Genomic DNA, 18,645 nt, shown 5'->3' with positions numbered 1-18,645 from the left:
CGCGGCTGACGCCGGTCGCCTTCGAGGCGAGACCGTGCTCGGGACCTCGGCCCGGACACCAGTGCGGGGGACGGGTTCGGCCGCTAGGCTGCCGGTGTGCGGGAAACCTGAGAGCGCAGGCGGCAGCGGGCCGACCGAGCGCATGCTGGACTGGGCGGCTGCCGTTGCCGGCGTCGGCGCGAGGATCGTCGAGGTTCGCGCTCTGCATGAGGGGCAGGGGCCCTGGCGGCTGGGGATCGAACGCTGCGGCCCTCCGATCGAAGCGGTGTTGCGCGGGCCGACTCCACGGATCGACGCGGCCATGATCGCCACCGCAGCCGCCGCGCTCGAAGTGGCCGAGCGACACGGGCTGCCCGCTCCGCGGCTGATCGGCGCCGATGTGCAGGGCGACCTGACGGGGACACCTGTGACGCTCGAGACCGCCGTCGAGGGCACCAGCGCCTGGTCGCCGCCTTCGTCCGCTGATCGGTTGCGCGCCGCGGGCGCTGTGCTCGCCCGCGTGCATGCCGTCGTGATCGCGCCGTGCGACCGGTTGCCGTTCCGGCCGCGGCCGATTGCGGTGGACGACTTCGCCGCGGACCGCCGCGCCGGCCGGATGCCGACGACGACGTTGCTGGGGATGGCCGACGAGGTGGTCACGGCGTACGGGGTGCCGCTCGGCGAACGCGTCTTCGTGCACGGGGACGTCTGGCCCGGCAACCTCATCTGGACCGGCGACCGGATCGGGGCGCTCATCGACTGGAAGACGGCCGGCGTCGGGGCGCCGGCGTCGACGTGGGCGAGCTCCGCAAACAGGCGGCGATCTCGTTCGGCCCCGCCGCGCCCGATCAAGTACTCGCCGGCTATGAGGGCGCAACGTCCAGCCAGGCGCGCGATGTCGCGTACTGGGACGCCGTCGCCGCCCTCAACACCCCCACCGAGCTGTTCAGCACCACGGCGACCACCCGTCGCGACGCGTTCCTCCGCATGGCGCTGGCCGTCCTCACGCAGTGAGCCGCCGCTGCCGGCTGCCGGCGTCTTCTTCGGATCACACGTCAGGCAGGAAAGATCCTGAGCACGTGCGTGTCCGGGTCAGGTGGTTGAGCTGCCCTCCCGGTACGCCGGCCGCTTGGTGCGGGGGTCGTTGCGGTGGCCGCGTCACGGGTGTGGCTGGTTCGGCAGGGTGAGGATTTCGGCGCCGTGCTCGGTGATGGCGATCGTGTGCTCGCTGTGGGCCGTTCGGCAGCCTGTTGCGCTGCGAAGGGTCCAGCCGTCGGCATCGGTGACGAGTTTGTCGGTGTCGGCCATCACCCACGGTTCCAGGGCGAGCAGCAGGCCGGGGCGCAGCTTGTAGCCGCGGCCGGGTCGGCCGGTGTTGGCGACGTGGGGGTCCTGGTGCATCGTCGATCCGATGCCGTGCCCCCCGAATTCGGTGTTGATCGGGTACCCCGCGGCGCTGAGCACCGAGCCGATCGCGTGCGAGATGTCGCCGATGCGGGCTCCGGGTGCGGCAGCGGCGATGCCCGCGCTCAGCGCCCGCTCGGTCGCGCCGATCAGAGCGACGCTCTCCGCGGGTTTTGAATCGCCGACGAGGAAGCTGATCGCGGAGTCCGCGGCGATTCCGTCGTGCGAGACGGCGAGGTCGAGGGTCAGCAGGTCGCCGTCGGCGAGCGTGTAGTCGTGCGGCAGCCCGTGCAGCACGGCGTCGTTGACGGCCGTGCAGATGTAGTGGCCGAACGGCCCGCGCCCGAAGGACGGCTCGTAGTCGACGTAGCAGGACTCCGCGCCGGCCTCGACGATCATGGCCTGGGCCCACTGGTCGATGTCCAGCAGGTTCGTGCCGACCGTCGTACGGCTCTTCAGGGTCTGCAGAATGGTCGCGACCAGTGCACCGGCCTGCCTGGCTCGGGGCAGCTCGGTGGAGCTCAGGATCTCGATCATGCGATGCCTTCCTCGGGCAACCAATAACTATCCCGGCCATATTATCCCGGTATTAGAATCGGCCCATGGTCAGGTTGCCGCTCACCTCCGCCGAGCTCGAGCGCGGAGAGCGCCTCGGTGCGCTGTTGCGTCGCGCCAGGGGAGAGCGCTCGATGCTGCAGACCGCGCTGGACGCCCGCGTCTCGCCGGAAACCCTGCGCAAGATCGAGTCGGGCCGCGTGGCGACCCCGGCGTTCCCGACCATCGCCGCGATCGCCGACGTGCTCGGCCTGTCCCTCGACGCGGTCTGGGCCGAGATCAACCAGCCCGGACGCGACGACGCCCCCAGCAAGTCCCGCGAGCGCTTGGCGTCGTAGGCCCAGGTGAGGCGTCAGGTCGCTTCGACGAGATAGCTCGTCAGCTCGGCCATGCTGTGGACGACCGGCGGCTGGAAGTCGCGCTCGGGATGGGCGTCGGTGTCGTCGCTGTGCAACAGAACGGGCTGAAAGCCGGCGCTCCGGGCGGCGACCAGGTTCGGGGGACGGTCGTCCACGAAGATCGTTCGGGTCGGATCGAGGCCCGGCTGCGCGAGCAGAGCCCGGTACGCCGCGGGATCGGGCTTGCGGGCGCCGATCTCGGAGCTCACGAACCATCGCTCGACCCACCCGCCGAGGCCGAACCGGTGACGCAGCCGCTCGGACCACGGCGCGGCGTCGTTGGTCAGTACCCACGGCGTGATCCCGGCCTGCCGGACCTCGCGCAGAAGCTGCGGCGCGTCTTGCGTCAGCTGGTGCCGCTGACAGTAGTCGGCGTCATCGGCGGTCGCTGACACTCCCAGCAGCGCCCAGAGTTCGCTCGTCGAGATCTCCCCGAGAGTGCAACGGCGATAAGCATCCCGGATGTCGACCTCGGTGCGCGTGCAACCGTGGTCCCGCAGGTACGGGATCAGAACGCTGCGCACGACGTTGCCGTGACGGTAGAGCACCCCCATCGCATCCAGCACAACAAAGCGTTCCGGCACGGTGCACGGCCTCCACGGATCGACGGACCAGCATTGTCTCAACCGTTCAGTGCACAGGCCGTGGGTCGCGCCCCAGCTGGAGGGCGGTCGACCGCGGTGCTCAGCGGGTGAGGAGGCAGAACGGGTGGCCGGCGGGGTCTGCGAGGACGTAGCCGGCTTCGGGGTCGGTGGTGCGGTCGAGCAGGACGGTTGCGCCGAGGGCGAGGGCTCGCTCCTTGTGGCGTTCGAGTTCGTCGATCGAGCTGACCGAGAAGTCGAGGTGGAGCTGCATCGGTACGTCGTGGCTCGGCCAGGTCGATCGAGGCAGCGCGTCGACGCGTTGGACCGCGAGTTTGCGCTGGCCGGTGGCGTCGACGAGGACGAGCCAGCTGTCGTCGTCCTCGGAGCCGTCGGTCGGCGGCTCGTCGCCGGGCCGGTACCGCAGTCCGAGGAGCTCGCGATAGAACTCGGCGAGTCCACGAGCGTCGGTCGCGTCGATCGCGGTGTGCATCAGGTCCGGGTACTCGGGCATTCGCCTGTTCTACCAGGCAATACGTCAGCGGCTCGCCTCTCAGGTCGCCGGCGCCTCGCCGTACCGGTCAGGTCGGTGTCTGTCGGGTGGCTGGCTGGTAGGCCTGGTACCGGCTCAGCCATTGGGTGCGGAGCTGGGGTGGGTGGGCGTCCTGGACGCAGAACTCGTTGCCTTCCGGGTCGGCCATCACGATCCAGGGACGGTTGTCGCCCTGGCCCACGTCGACGCGGGTGGCTCCGAGGGCTTCCAGGCGGGCGACCTCTGCGGCCTGGTTCTCGGGGCGCAGGTCGAGGTGCAGGCGGTTCTTGATCGTCTTGGGCTCCGGCACCTTGATGAACAACAGGTCGGCCACCACGCAGTCTTCACGGCTCCCGGCCGGCGGCTCGACCACCCACTCGGGGTCCTCGTCCTGACTGATCACCCAGTCCAGCGCCTCGGCCCAGAACCTGGCCAGACGACCGGGGTCTCGGGAGTCGACGATCAGTGCACCGATGCGTAGGCCCATCCGATCACGGTAGGCACGGTCGCAGCCGACCGTCGACCCGGTTTTTGGCCCGGGGAGCAGCGGCGGGTCAGGGAGGGTCGAGTCGGGTGACCGTGCGGGCTGTGAGGTCGACGGCGTGGGTGTCGGGGAAGCGGAGGTCTGCCCAGAAGATGCCTGGAGTGCGCAAGGAAACAGTTGCTGTCAGCCACAGAGTGATGGCCATGCCGTGGGAGGCGATGATCAGCGGGCGGTTTTCGGCGGCGGTGAGGTGGTCGAGGACGCCGCTGTGGAAGCGGCTGACGACCTCGTCCCGCGGCTCCCAGTCCGGGTGGTCCGTGCCCTCGACGTACGCGCGGCGCTGGGTGCGGAAGTTGTCGTCGTACGCCTCGACGCGGGAGATTTCGTCGAAGCGGGGGTCCTGGATGACTGGGCCGGCGGGGGCGAGGGTGGCGATCGCCTTCGGTTCCGTGCTGGCGACGAGTCGCGCGGCGGGGGGTAGCCGCTCGCCCAGCGCCCGCGCGGCGGCGTGTCCCTCCGGGGCGAGCAGCCAGTCGCGGGCGGGAGTGTCGGGACCGTGGGCCGGCATCGCGTGACGCACCAGGATCAGCATGGGCAAGGGTAGCCAGTCAAGGTCGCTCAACGTGAAGGCGGCACACGCAGGAGCCAGGTCGCTAGCTCCACCAGGTGCCGGCTCACCCCGTCCGGTCGACGATGGCGCGGGTGGCCAAGGTGGCGAGGGCCAGGACGGCGGCGCAGAGGAGAGCCAGCAGGGCGACGGGTACGGCGTTCTGGCCTGGTGTCTGGTCGTTGAACAGCAGCGACATGATCGGGCGGATCGGGGAGAGCCACCGGATGAGCAAGACCGCGAGAAGCGCAGCGGCGGCTGCCAGGGTGGCCAGACCGATGCGGGGGATCACCAGGCGCGAGCAGAGCAAGCCGATCGCGGTGCCGAGCATCGCGGCGGCGAGTTGAGCGACTGCGCCGACGGCCAGAGCGCCGGCGGTGACCACGTGCCGGCCGGTGACGATCGGGTAGACCAGGCCGATCCCCACGAGCGGAACCGCCCAGGTCAGAACGACGGCAACCGTGACCGCGAGAACGCGCGACGAGTCGCCGATCGTCACCAGGGTGATCCGGCGCTGCGTCGGGTCCTCGTGGTTGACGACGCTGACGGCCAGCCAGGTACTGCAGACCAGTACGGCCAGCACGCAGAACGCGTACGACGATTGCAGCGGGCCGCTGTCCGATGTCACGCCGACGGCGAGCGCGGCGAGGAAGATCAGTGTCGGCGGCAGGTACCGCTGGGAGAGCAGCACACTCAGCAGGAGGTAGCGGTAGAGCGCGCTCACTCGGGCTTCACCTGCCGAACCGACCGGACCGACCATCCGTGATTGAGTGCCGTGAGCAACGCGGCGTCGTGGCGTCCGGTGGGCAGGATCAGCGTGACGCCGACGTCGTCGCGTCGTACCTCGATGACGTCGGGGTGGTGCGACCAGTCGAGGTCGGCGCCGCGGAGCAGTTCGACCTCGGTCAACTGGTGTGCTGCCTCCGAGCTGGACTGACGCAACCTGCCGTGCCGGAGCTCGCAGGTCCTGGTGGCCGTTGCCTTGACGACCTGGTCCGAGTGCTCGGTGAAAGCGACCGCTCCACCCGCCTCGGCTGTCTCGGTGAGCAGCTCGCGGAGAACCCGGTGCGCGGTGGAGTCCAGGCCCGCCCAGGGTTCGTCGAGAACCAGCAGTTGCGGCGGTTCGAGCAGTGCCTGGGCGAGGGCGACCTTCTGAGCGTTGCCCTTGGACAGCTGGCGCATCGGGGTGTCCGCGCCGCCGCTCAGCGCGAGTCGATCGAGCAGGGCGTCGGACCGCCGGCGCGCTGCCCGGGCGGTGAGGCCACGGATCCGTCCCATGTGCCGCAGGTAGGCCGAGGCCGACAGCCGGTCGTGCGAGGTGAAGACGTCGGGCACGTAGCTCACGATCCGCGCGGACCGGTGGACGGTGCCACTGGTCGGTCGGGTCAGGCCGACCATCAGCTTCAGGACGGTCGACTTGCCTGATCCGTTGGCTCCCACCAGCGCCAGCAACTCACCCGCCCGCAGGTGCAGATCGACCTCGGTGACAACCTCCCGCCGGCCGTACCGCTTGCTGACCCTGCTCAACCGCGCGACCTCCACGCGGCGAGCCTATCCAGCGGACCGGTCCATGAATCGCCTGGATGACTGTCACACTTGACACACTGAGCAGTCTTTGTAAAGTGTGTTCATGACCAGTGGCGGGGTGGGGGAGCGGGACGGGGAGATCCTGGAGGCGGCTCTGCGGGTGTTTCTCCGGTTCGGGTTCCGCAAGGCGTCGATGGACGAGATCGCCCGAGCGGCCAAGCTGTCGCGACAGGCGCTCTACCTGCGGTACGCCGGCAAGCAGAATTTGTACGAGGCAACGATTCGGCACCTGGTCGGCAAGGTCCGGAGCGCGGCGCTGGCCGCGCTCCGCCGGGAGGACCGGGAGCTGACCGACCGGCTCGCCGACGCCGTCCTGGCGCTGCACGGCGACACGGCCGGCGTCGGCGGGTCCATCATGGCTGAGCTGCTGCAGGAGGCGGCCGGTGTCAGCGGGCCGCTGCTCGACGAGCTCCGCGCGGAGCTTGTGGCCGCGATTTCGGAGGTCCTGCGCGACAGCGGTACCGCCGCCCGGTGGCAGGACAGCGGGCTGACCGCCGAAGACCTGGCCGGTCATCTCTATCTCATGTCGTCGGCGACCGCCCTGGCCGCTGACGACCCGGCCGGGCGACGGCAAGCGGTCGAAGTGGCGGTACGGATCGTCAGCCGTGCCGCGCCCACACACCAGGAGGCGACATGACAGTCCAGGCGTACGCCGTCGGCCAGCCGGCCGGCCCGACCGAAGTTCTCGCGTACGAACCTCGCCCACTCGGACCGCTCGAGGTCGACGTCACCGTCACGCACAGCGGGATCTGCCAGACCGACCTGGGCCTGATCGACGACCACTACGGCTACACCGCGTTCCCCGTCGTCGTCGGCCACGAGGCGGTCGGAGTCGTGAAAGCCGTCGGCGCGGCCGTGGATCCTGACCAGTTGGCCGTCGGGCAACGCGTCGGCGTCGGCGCCATCGCCGGTTCCTGCGGCCATTGCGAGTGGTGCACGTCCGGCCGGCAACACCTGTGCGGGCAGCGCGACGACGTCGTACTGCGTGGCACCGGCGGCACGTTCGCGACCGAGGTCCGGGCCAGCGACTGGCGCCACGTCCCGCCGATCCCGGCAGCGCTCGGATCGGCCGAAGCCGCGCCCCTGCTGTGTGCCGGTACGACGGTCTTCAACGCGATCGTCGGGCACGGCGTACGCCCCACGGACCGGGTCGCTGTGGTGGGCGTGGGCGGGCTCGGCCACATCGCGCTGCAGGTCCTCGCGGCCTGGGGGTGCCACGTCACCGCGATCTCCACCAGTGCAGGCAAAGAGGCCGACGCGCGCCGTTTCGGTGCTCACGACTTCCTCACCGCCGGTGACCTGTCCCGGGTCGGCGACACGTTCGACTTCGTGCTCGACACCGTCGGCGCCGACCTGCCGTGGGATGACTACTTCGCCACTCTCCGGCCCCGCGGGAAGCTGTGCGTGGTCGGTGTCCCGAGCAGCCCGCTGACGGTCACGCCGCTCAGCCTGCTGCCCGCGGAGAAGTCGCTGGTGTCCGCCGTGGTCGGTCCGCCGTCGGTGACCCGCGCCTTGCTCGACTTCGCCGCCCTGCACGCCATCCGCGCCGAGGTCGAGGTGTTCCCGGTGTCCCGGATCGACGACGCGATCGACCACGTCCGCCAGGGCAGGGCCCGCTACCGCGCCGTGCTCGACTTCGGCGTGGACACCCACTGAGGTGTCGGTTCCGGCCGGCGCCGCTGCGGCCACTGGATCACCAGGACCGCGCCGAGCACGCAGGCTCCGCCGAGCAGTTGGACGCTGCTGAGGGACTCGGTGAAGAGCATCGCCGCGAGCACGACGGTGACCACGGGCTCCAGGGTCGAGAGGATCGACGCCGTCGACGGGCCGACCCGGGCCATCCCGGCGAAGAAGGCGAGGATCGCGGCGACCGTGCTGACCACGGCGATCGCGGTCAGCCAGAGCCAGCCACTCGGGGCGAAGTCCAGCTGAGGGCCGCCGTGCCCCGCCGAGACGATCGCGAACGTGCAGGCGGCGCCGGTGCACACCAGGGCCGAGAGCGCGACGGGCGGCGTACCGGCGCCGACGTGGTCTCCGGCGAGGATGTAGACGGTGTAGGCGACCGCGGCGCCGAAACCCAGCGCGGCGCCCCAGCGATCGAGATCGCCGGTGGCGGCGCCGCCCAGGACGAGCGCGGTGCCGATCGAGGCGATCAGCAGCGCCGCCAACCTCCGGGACGAGGCGCGCTCGCGGCGCAGGACGATCGCGACGATCGTGACCAGGGCCGGGTAGACGTAGAAGATCAGCGCGAGCAGCGACGCGTTCATCCGCTCCAGCGCGCCGAAGAAGAGACCGGACTGCGTCGCGTAGCCGATCCCGCCCAGCGCGAGACCGGCCACCACCGAACGCCGCGGTACACCGCGCAGCGCGCCCGTCGTACCGGCGATGGCCAGCAGCAGAGCGGCCGCGATCGCGAAACGAACGAGCAGCAGGTCTACGACGCCGACGCCGGCGTCGTACCCGAACTTGCCGAAGATCGCCATGGCGCCGAAGCAGGCGGCGGACAGGAGACAGAGCACAGGACCCACGCCACGATGCTCGCAGCGGAGAACCGTTCAGGTCTATCGCAGGTTTCCGCACAAAAACGAGTAGCGTTGCTGAACGATGATCGATCTGCACCGCCTTCGTCTGCTGCGTGAGTTGCACGCCCGCGGCACGATGCACGGCGCCGCCCGGGCGCTCGGCTACAGCCCCAGCGCGATCTCCCAGCAGCTCGGCGTGCTCGAGCGGGAAGCGGGCGCGAAACTGCTCGAACGGACCGGCCGGACCGTGCGGCTCACCGACGCGGGCCAGGCACTCGTTCGGCACGCGGCGGTGCTGCTCGACGGGCTGGAGGCCGCGGAAGCCGAGGTCGCCGCCATCGCCGCGGGCCGGCCGGTGGGGCTCGTCCGGGTGTCGGCCTTCCAGTCGGCCTTTCTCCGCATCGTGGCCCCGGCGGTCGCCGCGCTCGCGCAGAGCCATCCGGGGATCCGCGTCGAGGTGATCGAGGCCGAGGTGGAGGCATCCGTTCCGGCCCTTCGCTTGCGCCAGCTCGACGCGGTGGTGGGGGACGAGTACTCCGGCCGGCCGCGTCCGGTGCACGACGATCTGGTTCGCCAGTCACTGGTCCGCGAGGAGGTGCGCCTGATCCTGCCGGAGGACCATGCCGGGGCAGGCGAAGGGCGAGTGCGGATGACCGAGCTGGCCGGAGCCCGCTGGGCCGCCTGCCAGCCCGGCACCGGACACCGGGAGATGCAGATCCAGGCCTGCCGGGAGCTGGGCGGGTTCGAACCGGACCTGCGCTACTCCTCCGACGATTTCCTGATCCTGGTCGAGATGGTCCGCACCGCCGGCGCCTGCGCCCTGCTGCCCGACCTGGTCGTCCAGTACGGCGTACCTGGTGTCGCCGTACGGTCCCTGGCCGAAGGTACGATCGGCCGCGAGGTCTTCCTCCTCACCCGCGCCAACCGAACCCCCGCCGTCGAGGCCGTCGCCGCCGCCCTGCATCACGCGGCCCGCTGACCTCGTGCGCGCGGTCTTGCCTGGTTCTCCGGTACGGCCGCGCACCTGCTGAGAAGTCGCCTCCCTCGCGTCAGAGGTCCAGGATCAGGGGGCGGTGGTCGGAGACCTCCGGGTGCGGTGGGGCCTCGAAGGTCTTCACCGCACCGGGGTCGGAGACCAGGAGGTAGCTGGCGTGGCGGGTGGGCTTGGGGTAGATCGAGGTGCGGGTGTCGGCGGTGCCGACCAGGTCGGTCAGGCCGAGCTTGTCCAGGACGGCGAAGGTTTCGCTGCCGGGCAGCAGGTTCAGGTCGCCGCAGACGACGATCAGGTCGCCGGGGGACGCGGCGTGCTCGACGAGGTCGGCGAGGCGCTCGGCCTGGGTCTTGCGGGCGGGCGTGTCGTGCTTGCCGGCGGGGTCGCGCAGGCCGTGCAGCTGGATCACGGTGACGGCGCGGCCCTCGGTCCGATCGACGACCCGGGTGGCCAGGGCGGCTCGGGGGCGGTCCTCGATCGTCCAGTCCACGTGGTCGACGTACTCACCGTGCACGAACGACGTGTGGGTGCCGACGACGGGGAAGGTCTCGCCGACGAAGGTGGCGACGCCGAAGTCCTGGCGGAGCCGGGCGCCTGAGTCGACGGTGACCGGGCCGGTGTCGCTGACGACCATCAGGGCCTGGTCGGTGGGCCGCAGGTCGCGGACGTCCTGGAAGAGGTTCGCGCGCTGGGGCAGGGAACGCTCGCCGTCCTCGAACCGCGTCCAGCCGGCCGCTCCCGGCGTACGGGTGACCTCTTGCAGGCACAGCACGTCGGCGCCGACGGTCTCGAGCCAGGGGACGAACTCGTCGAACATCGCGCCGCCCCACGCGTTCACAGAGACGATCCGCATGTCCGTACTCTAACCGCCACGCGGAGCCGTCGAGTGGGTGACCTCGGGCCAGCGAAAACTGTCGGTGGCGCCTGTCAGGGTGGTCGCATGCACAGGTCAGAGGGTTCCGTTGCGGCGGCGCCGTTGCTGGAGGTGACGCGGATCTACGCCGAGCCCGCGGCGGCGCGGTCGGAGCGCGGGCGGCAGGTGCTGGCGCGATGGCCCGGCGCCGAGGTGGTGGAGGTGGCGAGCCACTGGAAGATCCCGGAGGTGCACGGCGACGAGACCAACGTCGGCCGCTGGGTGCGGATCAAACGGGAGGCGCTGGTGCTGGGCGAGAAGAAGTCGCTCGGCGTCCGGCCGAACGGGCGGTCGGCCGACTTCATCGCCCCGTCCTCGGCGAACGGCTGCGCGATGGCGTGTGCGTACTGCTACGTTCCGCGCCGCAAGGGCTACAGCAACCCGATCACGGTGTTCACCAACATCGACAAGATCATCGGCGCGATCACCCGCCACGCCGGCCGGCAGGGTCCGAAGCCGCCGAACCAGTGCGACCCCACCGACTGGGTCTACGACCTGGGGGAGAACAACGACTGCAGCGTGGACGCGCTGCTCAGCGACAACGTGGCCGACCTGGTCGCCGCCTTCCGGGAGCTGCCCAACGCCAAGGCGTCCTTCGCGACGAAGTACGTGAACTCCGAGCTGCTCGAGCTGCGGCCGGAAGGCCGCACGCGGATCCGGTTCTCGCTGATGCCCGCCCGCGCGTCGAAGCTGCTCGACATCCGCACCTCGACGATCGAGCAGCGTCTCGCGGCGCTGGACGACTTCGTCGAGGCCGGCTACGAGGTGCAGGTGAACTTCTCGCCCGTCGTCGTGTACGACGGCTGGCTGGCGGACTGGGCGGAGCTGTTCGAGCAGCTCGACGCGGCGACGAACGCGGCGACCCAGCGGCAGCTCGCCTGCGAGGTGATCTTCCTGACCCACAACGAGTCCCTGCACCAGGTCAACCTCGGCTGGCACCCGAAGGCCGAGGAGCTGATCTGGCGGCCGGAGCTGCAGGAGACCAAACGGTCGCAGAACGGCGCGACCAACGTGCGCTACCGCTGGCGCGACAAGCAGCAGTACCTCGCGCAGTTCGAGCAACTGCTGCACCAGCACCTGCCGTACTGCCACGTGCGCTACGCGTTCTGACCGGGCGAACGCCGCAGCGGCTCACCTGGTGCTCGCCCGCGCCACCAGGGACCAGGCGGCGGGGGTGCCGGGTGGGGAGTCGCCGAGGGCGGCCAGCGCGCAGGCCCGGCCCTGGTCGAAGAGGGACTGGGCGATCGTGGTGAGTCCCTCGCGCTCGGCGTCGGGGCCGTCGTCCCAGCCGGCGACGGCGACGTCGCCGGGAACGCGCAGGCGCCGGTGGCGTACGGCGTCGAGCACGGCGAAGGCGAGCTGATCGCTCATCGCGACGACGGCATCGGGCTCGCACGTCCCGAGCAGTGTGTCGACCATCGCGGCGGCGTCGGCGCGGTCGTTGCGAGCGGCAACGGCTACGGGCAGGCTGGCCGGGTCGATGCCGGCTTCCCGGCAGTGGTCGTAGACGCCGGCCAGGCGTTCGCGGGTGATCGGGAACTCGATCAGGCCGGCATCGGGCCCGATCTCCAGCCGTGCTCGGCGGTCGCGGTCGAAGGGGAAACTGAGCACCGCCGGACGGCGCGCGCCGCTGAAGGTTCGCGCGGCCAGCGCGGCGGCCGAGGCCCGGTCGTCGATCCCGATCAGCCGGCCGCCGGGAATCGCTGGACCGCCCTGGACCGCGACCGGCTTGCCGGCACCGGACAGCGCCGACAGCACCGGGTCGGTCTCCACCGTGGTCCACAGGATGTAGCCGTCCACGGCGGCTGACCGGACCCGCTCGACGTCGCCGTCCTGACCGGTGGTCGGGATGAGGTTGAGTCCGGTGCCGCGCTCACGGCAGACCTCGGCGACGCCGGCCAGGAACCGCCGGGCCTGGGGATCCTCGAACGCGTACTCCAGGTGCTCGCCGAGCACGACGCCGATCGCGCCGTTGTGCCGGCGGCGCAGCGAGCGCGCGGTCGGATCAGGTCCGAGGTAGCCGACGGCGGCAGCGACCTCCAAGACGCGGCGAAGAGTCTCCGGAGCCACGCGGTCCGGCTGGTTGTAGCAGTACGACACCGTCATCGGTGAGACGCCGGACCGGCGGGCCACCTCTGCCATGGTGACGCGGGCCGGTGCGTGGTTGGACATGACCCCAGCCTAGCTGTGTATCGTTACACAATGCTCGTACCGCGCCTGTCGCGCACCCAGATCGGCTTGTTCGCCCTCAGCGTCGCCTGCTTCGTCTCAGTGACCTCCGAGAACCTGCCGGTGGCCCTGCTGTCGGACCTCGCGTCGGAGTTCGCCGTGCCCGAATCGGCGATCGGTCTGCTGATGACCGGCTACGCCGCCGTCGTCGCGGTGTCGGTGGTCCCGCTCGTCGCGTGGACCGGACGGTGGGATCGCCGGACGGCGGTCCTGGTCACGCTGGCCGCGATCGTCGGGTCGAACCTGCTGCTCGCGATCGCACCGAACTACGGCGTGGCGGTGGTGGCGCGGGTGGTCTCGGCCGCCGGGCACGGGGTGTTCTGGTCGGTCGTGGCCTCGATGGCGGCGCGACTGCTCGGGCCGCAGCAGGCCGGCCGGGCCACCGCGGTGGTGTTCGCCGGCAACTCGCTCGCGTTCCTGTTCGGGCTGCCGCTCAGCGCCTGGCTCGGCGCGACGGTCGGCTGGCGGTTCACCGTCGTCGGCGTGGCCGCTCTGGCGGCTCTGGCCGGCCTCGCGATCCGGGTGACGATTCAACCGATGCCGCCGGAGCGCACGTCGTCGCGGCCGGGACCGGCGGCGGTGCGGGACATCCTCACCGACCGGGTGCTGGCGTCGATCAACGTCACGACGGTCGTCGCGGTCGTGAGTCACTTCGTGGTGTTCACCTACATCACGGTGATCATCGCCGACTACGTGCATCTCAGCGGCGCCGCGACCTCGATCCTGCTGCTCGCCCACGGGACGGCCGGGCTGGCCGGCCTGCTGCTGATCGGGCGGTGGGTCGACAGCCGTCCGCAGGCCACGAGTCTCCTGGTGACCGGTGGACTCGCGGTCTGCATGCTCACCCTGCTCACCCTCGGCCACACCTCCACCGCAATCGCCGGGACGGCGGTCGTGCTGTGGGCGTTGCCGGCGGGCGGTATCGGAGTGGTGCTGCAGGCCGCGATCCTGCGCAACGCCAAGGTGCACAAGGAGCTCGCGTCCGCCGTCTACATTGTCGCCTTCCAGATCGGTATCGCGCTGGGAGCGTGGATCGGTGGTGTCGGCCTGGACCACGGCGCCTTGCCCGTGGCAGTAGCCGTCGCGCTGGGCGGTGGCCTGGTGGCCACCGCCCTGGTCCGCCGATCGACCGCGTTTCACAGCATCGAGCAGCCGGAGCACTCGTCGACGCGGTGACGATCGGCGGTCCGCGACGTCGCTACATCGCGCGGCGCAGCGTGATCGTCACGTGCCGCGTGCCGGACGGTACCCGGACCGTGCCCGCGGCCTGATCGACCGTCGCGCCCCGGACCGAGACGTGGGCGACGTTGCCCTTCAGGGCCGGCAGTTCGACGCTGTACGCCGCGACCTCGCGGACGTCGCCGGTCAGCTGGATCGACACGTTCCGGCCGGACGTCGTCATCCGGTAGCCCACGCGGCCGCCGTCACCGACCGGGTAGCGGCCGAGCGCGATCTTCTGCCGGGTGCGGACCCACTCGTTCGGGACGCCGCGCCCGATGATGACGGTGCCGTCGGCCTTCTGCGCGATCAGCGCGTCGAACAGCACCTTCGTGGCGGTGGACTGACCCCACATGTGCTGGTTCGAGCCGCCGCCGCCCCGCGCGTGGTCGATGTCCCACGGCGAGCCGGCGCTCGGGTAGTCGACGCCTTCCCACCAGCCGAACGGGCCGCTCATCGTCTTGTCCACCATGTACTGGTAGGCCTTGATGCCCACGTCGCGGTACTGCTCGCCGCGCAGCGCGGCACTGCCGTAGCCGGCGTTGTAGGCGCTGGAGTAGTAGCCGTGCGGGTAGCCGCCGAAGTTGTAGATCGACTCGGAGACGTCCTTGCGCCGCTCGAAGCCGTGCGTGTAGGTGTCGTCGATCTTGTCGAACATGGTGCCGGTCTGCCGGGCGCCGAACAGGTACCCGTCCCAGGCCCAGCGGCCGAACAGGAACATCGAGGCCCAGTTCGCGTCCCGCGGGTCCTTGCGCGGCCCGGTCTCGTTCGGCTCCACCATGGAGATCGGCAGGTAGTCGAGATCGTGCTCCCGCATCGTCTGCTCGATCCGGGCCGTTGCCACCCGCAACAGATCGTCGTACTCGGCCTGCGCCCACGCCGCCTCCTGGGTCTCGCCGAGCGCGGTGGCCAGGTAGCGGTACGTCGTGAGGCCGGCCAGCGCGGACCAGTTGTCGATCGTCCAGTGGCCGAGCGAGTCGATCGCGAAGGTCTGCTTGATGATCCCGGTGCCGCCGTCGACGCGGTCGGTCTCGATCGTGTGGGTGTGCTTCTTGATGGTCTCGAACTGGCTGCGGACGAAGTTCTTGTCGCCGGTGCGCTGGAGGTACAGCGCGTACGGCCAGCTGTACTTCCACTTGGCGTCGTCGTACTGGAGCTGGGCCGGCAGCGTGGCCAGGTAGTCGCGCGCGTAGCTGAAGTCGCCGATCGTCAGCAGGGTGGCGACGATGCCGATCGTGTCGTGGTCGAACATCTCGTCGTAGCCGTTCTCACCGACGTGCAGCCGCTTCTCGGTGCCGATGTCGTCCCGGATGATCAGCGTGTAGATGTAGCCGGCCTTGTACGCGTTGACGAGTCGCTGGTCCGGCAGTTCGGTGATGTCGGCGATGGCCGAGAGCCGGGAGTTCCAGTAGTCGCGCATGTGGGCGTAGTGCTTGGCGAAGCCACCGAGCTGGCGCAGTTGCCCCGTGGTCGGCCACTCGTAGGTCCCGCCGAACCGGTCGGCGGCGACGGCGTAGTCGCGGACCACGGTCTGGCCGGCGCCGATCGTGGTCACGGCCGGCGCGGCCGCGGCGTTGAGCGGCGTGAGCAAACTCGACACCCGCGGCAGCCGCGCCGGGGCCGAGGTCGTGTTGGTGACGGTCATCCGCGAGTAGGCGACCTCGAAGCGGTTGCCGCCGACCACGACGAGATCGGCGAAGTTCTCGATCTTCACCGTCAGGCCGTCCTTGGCGTACTCGCTGACGAACGCCGGCAGGTAGCCCTCGGCGTTGTACCACTTGATCTTGCCCGGCACGTTCGCGACGCCGAAGGTGATCATCGCGTCGCCGCGGCTGCGGAGCCGGTAGCTGCCGTCGATGAACGCGATCGGGGCGTGGAGGTCGCCCTCCCAGCCGAACGACGAGGTGAGGCCGGGATTCGTCACGCTGGTGTACTCCGCGCCCGCCGCGGAAGCGAAGGCGTCGTCGTACGCGGCCCGGAGCAGGAGGTAGGCCAGCCGGAGTTCGTCCCGCGACGCCGTGCTGTCCGCCAGCGTCGTCTCGGCGGATGCGACCTCGCCGGCGAGTTGCTGCTGCCCGGCGTCGCTTGCGTTGTACAGGTCAGCGGCCTCGATGCGGTCGAGCAGGGCGGTCGTCAGCCTGCGGTACCCGTCGGCCGAGGAGTCCGCGAGCGTGACGCCCGCGAGCGTCACGTTGCCGGACTCGTGCGACTTGCGCGTCAGCTGTGCGCTGATCCGGGCCGAGTCGCCGTTGCCGAGGGCCAGCTCGAACAGCCGGGTGACCGACGGGCCGGTGCTGACCAGGTCCGAGCTGACGAACGCCGGGGTGGAGGATCCGTTGAGGTAGACCGAGACCGTGGCCGCCGCGCGCCAGGCGCCGGAGACGAACCGGATCGTGCGAGCACCCGCGGCCGCGGGCACGGTCAGGTCGTAGCCGTAGGAATCGGTCAGCTCCACGCCGACCAGGTCCGGGTTGGTGCCGTCGGCAAAGAAGATGCCGCCGTGCCGGGTGGCGGGCTGGTTCGCGGTGGGCGTGCCGTTGGTCCACGAGTAGCTGACCGGGTTGTCGTTCTGCGTCCCGATCGCGGCGCCGGCCTGCCGGTTGGCGACCGCGAGCCGGGCCGTTCCGTCCGGTACGCCGGCCCGTCGGTTGACCGTCGGCCCGTCCAGGTGCAGCCAGTCGTCGGGTCCGTCGGCGGTCAGGTCCAGGGCGGCCGGCGGTGCGGTTGCGGTGAAGCCCTCGCCGACCGTGGAGAGCGCCGCGGCGGACAGGGACAGGTTCCCGTTCGCGGTCAGCTTCTCGGTGAACCTGGTGGTGATGACGACCCCTTCACCAGGGCGGATCGTCACCGTGTAGCGCTTGACCGCAGCGTTGTCGCTCGCGCCGATCGAGGTCGTGTACGGCGTACCGGCGCCGTCGGCCGCACCGATGGTGACCGTGCCGCGCGCTTGCCAGACACCACCGACGACCACCAGCCGGCGCGGCGAGTCCGCGGCCGGGACGGTGACTCGGTAGCCGGCCTCGTGGCCCGTGGTCGGACCGACGGTGGTGCTGTCGTAGTGGAAGACGCCGCCGGTGGTGACTCCGGGTGCCGTCGGGGTGGAGGTCCCGTCCGACCAGCGGAACGACAGCGGGCTGTCGCCGAGCGTGGTCAGGCCGGCGGCCGGGTGCAGGTTCTGCACGGTGATCGACGGCGGCACGGCCGCCTTGCGCTCGCTGCGGTCACCGGTCACGTGCACCCAGTCCTGCGTGCCGTTCGCGGTCAGGTCCAGCACGCCGGCGGCCGCGGTGCCGCTCGGCAGGTTCTCGGTGGTGACGACGAACGGGTTGGCGGGCGGGGCCGCCGCTGGTGCCGCGGGCAACGACGTTGCCGCCGGCAGCAGCAGTGCTCCGGTGGCGATCGCCGCGAGCAGACGGGTTCCGGGCCTCATCTTGTGTCCCTTCGCGAGGGTGTTCCGGTGGACGGGCGGGTCAGCCGGCCGGGCGCGTCACCACCCGGCCGGTCCGGTACTACGGCGCGGGGGTCCGGGGTCCGGGCAAGCTGGACCCCCGGACGATCAGTTCGGGCTGCAGCAGCACGTGCTGCGGCTCGCGGGGTTCGCCCGCGATCAGGTTCTCGACGGCCTGGATCAGTTGCCGGCCGACCACGTCGATCGGTTGGCGCAGCGTGGTCAGTCCGGGGCTGACGAGCGCAGCGGTGGGGGAGTCGTCGAAGCCGGTGACCGCGACCTCGGCACCGGGGCGCATCCCTCGCTCGTGCAGGGCGCGCAGGACCCCGAGCGCGAGCGTGTCGGAGGCGCACACGACCGCGGTAGCGGGACGGGGAGCGTCGAGCATCCGGTGCGCAGCCTGCCGGCCGTGCTCGAGCGTGTCCGGGACCGCGGCCTGCAGATCGGTCTCCAGGCCGCGCGCGCGACAGGCCTCGAGCCAGCCCTCCCGGCGTTCCTGCCCGATCTCGGACTCCGGCGGCCAGCCGAGGTGGCCGATCCGGCGATGGCCCTGCGCGGCGACGTGCTCCGTCGCGGCCCGGGTGCCCGCGCGGCCGTCGACATCGACCCAGGCCAGGGTGTCGTCGCCGTCCCAGGACCGTCCGAACGTCGCGAACGGCACACCCCAGGACCGCAGCGCCGCGACCCGGTCGTCGTTGCGGTGCGTCTCGGCCAGCACGAACGCGTCGACGGACGTCTTCTTCAGCAGGTCGCGGTAGGCCTTGATCTCGTCGGCCCCGCCGTCGCCCTCGGCGTGGCACAGGATCAGGTGGTAGCCGGCCGCGACCGCGGAGGCGTTCAGCGCGTAGAGGAACTCGTCCATCAGCAGCGAGGCCTTGTCCGGCCGTGACGGCCGCACCTTGAAGGCGATCAGGCGTGAGCTCCGGTTGCGCAGCGCCCGGGCCGAGAGGTTGGGTTCGTAGCCCAGCTCGGCCACTGTCGCGAGGATCCGCTCGAGGGTCGCGGGTGCGAGCCGGTCGGGATTGTTGAGGGCGTTGGAGACCGACTGTGCCGAGACGCCCGCCCGCTCAGCCACCTGGGTGAGGGTGACGTGGCCGTGCGGTGCAGGACCGCGGCTCGGCTGCTGCGCACCCATCGGTGGCTCCGTTCGGGGATATTAACGTTAAAGTTTTGCGGCACGCTACTCAGCCGCCTTTC

At 70.8% G+C, this 18,645-nt stretch carries 19 protein-coding genes; 7 read left to right on the top strand and 12 right to left on the bottom strand.

Features of this window, described 5'->3' with window-relative positions; translation table 11 throughout:
• The first annotated feature begins 142 nt into the window (after window positions 1–142).
• The gene (locus tag KFLA_RS36735) at window positions 143–1,054 is read left to right on the top strand and encodes a phosphotransferase family protein (RefSeq protein ID WP_085956227.1); all 912 of its coding nucleotides are present in this window, start codon (window positions 143–145) and stop codon (window positions 1,052–1,054) included.
• Window positions 1,055–1,137: 83 nt separating this feature from the next.
• Here KFLA_RS36735 and map read toward each other — a convergent pair whose 3' ends face one another.
• Window positions 1,138–1,920 carry a type I methionyl aminopeptidase gene (gene map / locus KFLA_RS19690; RefSeq protein ID WP_012921570.1) on the bottom strand — a complete coding sequence of 261 codons (783 nt, stop codon included), beginning with the start codon at window positions 1,918–1,920 and terminating at the stop codon, window positions 1,138–1,140.
• 65 nt (window positions 1,921–1,985) lie between these two features.
• Between map and KFLA_RS19685 the strand changes: the two genes are divergently transcribed.
• On the top strand, window positions 1,986–2,276 hold the full coding sequence (locus tag KFLA_RS19685; protein WP_012921569.1) for a helix-turn-helix domain-containing protein: 291 nt from the start codon (window positions 1,986–1,988) through the stop codon (window positions 2,274–2,276).
• A gap of 14 nt (window positions 2,277–2,290) precedes the next feature.
• On the opposite strand, the gene KFLA_RS35720 is transcribed toward KFLA_RS19685, so the two are convergent.
• From KFLA_RS35720 to KFLA_RS19655, 6 genes are all read right to left on the bottom strand, one after another.
• Window positions 2,291–2,920: an HAD family hydrolase gene (locus tag KFLA_RS35720; RefSeq protein ID WP_012921568.1), complete on the bottom strand. Its 630-nt coding sequence runs from the start codon at window positions 2,918–2,920 to the stop codon at window positions 2,291–2,293.
• Window positions 2,921–3,020: 100 nt separating this feature from the next.
• Complete coding sequence (locus KFLA_RS19675) at window positions 3,021–3,431, bottom strand: VOC family protein (RefSeq protein ID WP_012921567.1); 411 nt, start codon at window positions 3,429–3,431, stop codon at window positions 3,021–3,023.
• Between the two features lie 67 nt (window positions 3,432–3,498).
• Window positions 3,499–3,936, bottom strand: a complete 438-nt coding sequence (locus tag KFLA_RS19670; RefSeq protein ID WP_012921566.1) for a VOC family protein — start codon at window positions 3,934–3,936, stop codon at window positions 3,499–3,501.
• Window positions 3,937–4,003: 67 nt separating this feature from the next.
• A complete protein-coding gene (locus KFLA_RS19665) occupies window positions 4,004–4,525 on the bottom strand; it encodes a histidine phosphatase family protein (RefSeq protein ID WP_012921565.1) in 522 nt (173 codons plus the stop codon).
• Window positions 4,526–4,607: 82 nt separating this feature from the next.
• Window positions 4,608–5,264, bottom strand: coding sequence for a hypothetical protein (locus KFLA_RS19660; RefSeq protein ID WP_012921564.1), 657 nt, complete (start codon window positions 5,262–5,264; stop codon window positions 4,608–4,610).
• Window positions 5,261–6,082, bottom strand: coding sequence for an ABC transporter ATP-binding protein (locus KFLA_RS19655; protein ID WP_041289398.1), 822 nt, complete (start codon window positions 6,080–6,082; stop codon window positions 5,261–5,263). The genes KFLA_RS19660 and KFLA_RS19655 overlap by 4 nt, the downstream gene beginning before the upstream one ends.
• An 88-nt stretch (window positions 6,083–6,170) precedes the next feature.
• On the opposite strand from KFLA_RS19655, the gene KFLA_RS35715 reads away from it, so the two are divergent.
• Both KFLA_RS35715 and KFLA_RS19645 read left to right on the top strand, forming a co-directional pair.
• Window positions 6,171–6,764 carry a TetR/AcrR family transcriptional regulator gene (locus KFLA_RS35715; RefSeq protein ID WP_012921562.1) on the top strand — a complete coding sequence of 198 codons (594 nt, stop codon included), beginning with the start codon at window positions 6,171–6,173 and terminating at the stop codon, window positions 6,762–6,764.
• Window positions 6,761–7,783, top strand: coding sequence for an NAD(P)-dependent alcohol dehydrogenase (locus KFLA_RS19645; RefSeq protein WP_012921561.1), 1,023 nt, complete (start codon window positions 6,761–6,763; stop codon window positions 7,781–7,783). Before KFLA_RS35715 ends, KFLA_RS19645 begins: the two co-directional genes overlap by 4 nt.
• Here KFLA_RS19645 and KFLA_RS19640 read toward each other — a convergent pair.
• Window positions 7,744–8,655, bottom strand: coding sequence for a DMT family transporter (locus tag KFLA_RS19640; RefSeq protein ID WP_012921560.1), 912 nt, complete (start codon window positions 8,653–8,655; stop codon window positions 7,744–7,746). The genes KFLA_RS19645 and KFLA_RS19640 overlap by 40 nt on opposite strands.
• A gap of 76 nt (window positions 8,656–8,731) precedes the next feature.
• On the opposite strand from KFLA_RS19640, the gene KFLA_RS19635 reads away from it, so the two are divergent.
• Window positions 8,732–9,628 (top strand): LysR family transcriptional regulator, encoded by an 897-nt coding sequence (locus tag KFLA_RS19635; protein ID WP_012921559.1) that lies wholly within the window; start codon window positions 8,732–8,734, stop codon window positions 9,626–9,628.
• A gap of 70 nt (window positions 9,629–9,698) precedes the next feature.
• Here the strand turns inward: KFLA_RS19635 and KFLA_RS19630 are convergent, their stop codons facing one another.
• On the bottom strand, window positions 9,699–10,493 hold the full coding sequence (locus KFLA_RS19630) for an endonuclease/exonuclease/phosphatase family protein (RefSeq protein ID WP_012921558.1): 795 nt from the start codon (window positions 10,491–10,493) through the stop codon (window positions 9,699–9,701).
• A gap of 87 nt (window positions 10,494–10,580) precedes the next feature.
• Between KFLA_RS19630 and KFLA_RS19625 the strand changes: the two genes are divergently transcribed.
• On the top strand, window positions 10,581–11,663 hold the full coding sequence (locus KFLA_RS19625) for a spore photoproduct lyase family protein (RefSeq protein ID WP_012921557.1): 1,083 nt from the start codon (window positions 10,581–10,583) through the stop codon (window positions 11,661–11,663).
• Between the two features lie 21 nt (window positions 11,664–11,684).
• On the opposite strand, the gene KFLA_RS19620 is transcribed toward KFLA_RS19625, so the two are convergent.
• Window positions 11,685–12,725, bottom strand: coding sequence for a LacI family DNA-binding transcriptional regulator (locus tag KFLA_RS19620; RefSeq protein WP_012921556.1), 1,041 nt, complete (start codon window positions 12,723–12,725; stop codon window positions 11,685–11,687).
• A gap of 30 nt (window positions 12,726–12,755) precedes the next feature.
• On the opposite strand from KFLA_RS19620, the gene KFLA_RS19615 reads away from it, so the two are divergent.
• Window positions 12,756–13,958, top strand: coding sequence for an MFS transporter (locus tag KFLA_RS19615; RefSeq protein ID WP_012921555.1), 1,203 nt, complete (start codon window positions 12,756–12,758; stop codon window positions 13,956–13,958).
• A 22-nt stretch (window positions 13,959–13,980) separates the two neighbouring features.
• Here the strand turns inward: KFLA_RS19615 and KFLA_RS19610 are convergent, their stop codons facing one another.
• Window positions 13,981–17,430, bottom strand: a complete 3,450-nt coding sequence (locus tag KFLA_RS19610) for a hypothetical protein (protein ID WP_012921554.1) — start codon at window positions 17,428–17,430, stop codon at window positions 13,981–13,983.
• A 79-nt stretch (window positions 17,431–17,509) separates the two neighbouring features.
• On the bottom strand, window positions 17,510–18,583 hold the full coding sequence (locus tag KFLA_RS19605; protein WP_012921553.1) for a LacI family DNA-binding transcriptional regulator: 1,074 nt from the start codon (window positions 18,581–18,583) through the stop codon (window positions 17,510–17,512).
• Window positions 18,584–18,645 lie beyond the last annotated feature (62 nt).

The organism is Kribbella flavida DSM 17836 (assembly GCF_000024345.1).
Lineage (GTDB): Bacteria > Actinomycetota > Actinomycetes > Propionibacteriales > Kribbellaceae > Kribbella > Kribbella flavida.
This window is presented reverse-complemented; position numbering and strand designations above follow the sequence as displayed.

Bases quoted from the DNA above. Each gene is read 5' to 3' on its own strand.
- KFLA_RS36735 (WP_085956227.1), top strand. From the start codon at position 143: ATGCTGGACTGGGCGGCTGCCGTTGCCGGCGTCGGCGCGAGGATCGTC.
- map (WP_012921570.1), bottom strand. From the start codon at position 1,920: ATGATCGAGATCCTGAGCTCCACCGAGCTGCCCCGAGCCAGGCAGGCC.
- KFLA_RS19685 (WP_012921569.1), top strand. From the start codon at position 1,986: ATGGTCAGGTTGCCGCTCACCTCCGCCGAGCTCGAGCGCGGAGAGCGC.
- KFLA_RS19675 (WP_012921567.1), bottom strand. From the start codon at position 3,431: ATGCCCGAGTACCCGGACCTGATGCACACCGCGATCGACGCGACCGAC.
- KFLA_RS19670 (WP_012921566.1), bottom strand. From the start codon at position 3,936: ATGGGCCTACGCATCGGTGCACTGATCGTCGACTCCCGAGACCCCGGT.
- KFLA_RS19665 (WP_012921565.1), bottom strand. From the start codon at position 4,525: ATGCTGATCCTGGTGCGTCACGCGATGCCGGCCCACGGTCCCGACACT.
- KFLA_RS35715 (WP_012921562.1), top strand. From the start codon at position 6,171: ATGACCAGTGGCGGGGTGGGGGAGCGGGACGGGGAGATCCTGGAGGCG.
- KFLA_RS19645 (WP_012921561.1), top strand. From the start codon at position 6,761: ATGACAGTCCAGGCGTACGCCGTCGGCCAGCCGGCCGGCCCGACCGAA.
- KFLA_RS19635 (WP_012921559.1), top strand. From the start codon at position 8,732: ATGATCGATCTGCACCGCCTTCGTCTGCTGCGTGAGTTGCACGCCCGC.
- KFLA_RS19630 (WP_012921558.1), bottom strand. From the start codon at position 10,493: ATGCGGATCGTCTCTGTGAACGCGTGGGGCGGCGCGATGTTCGACGAG.
- KFLA_RS19625 (WP_012921557.1), top strand. From the start codon at position 10,581: ATGCACAGGTCAGAGGGTTCCGTTGCGGCGGCGCCGTTGCTGGAGGTG.
- KFLA_RS19620 (WP_012921556.1), bottom strand. From the start codon at position 12,725: ATGTCCAACCACGCACCGGCCCGCGTCACCATGGCAGAGGTGGCCCGC.
- KFLA_RS19615 (WP_012921555.1), top strand. From the start codon at position 12,756: ATGCTCGTACCGCGCCTGTCGCGCACCCAGATCGGCTTGTTCGCCCTC.
- KFLA_RS19610 (WP_012921554.1), bottom strand. From the start codon at position 17,430: ATGAGGCCCGGAACCCGTCTGCTCGCGGCGATCGCCACCGGAGCACTG.
- KFLA_RS19605 (WP_012921553.1), bottom strand. From the start codon at position 18,583: ATGGGTGCGCAGCAGCCGAGCCGCGGTCCTGCACCGCACGGCCACGTC.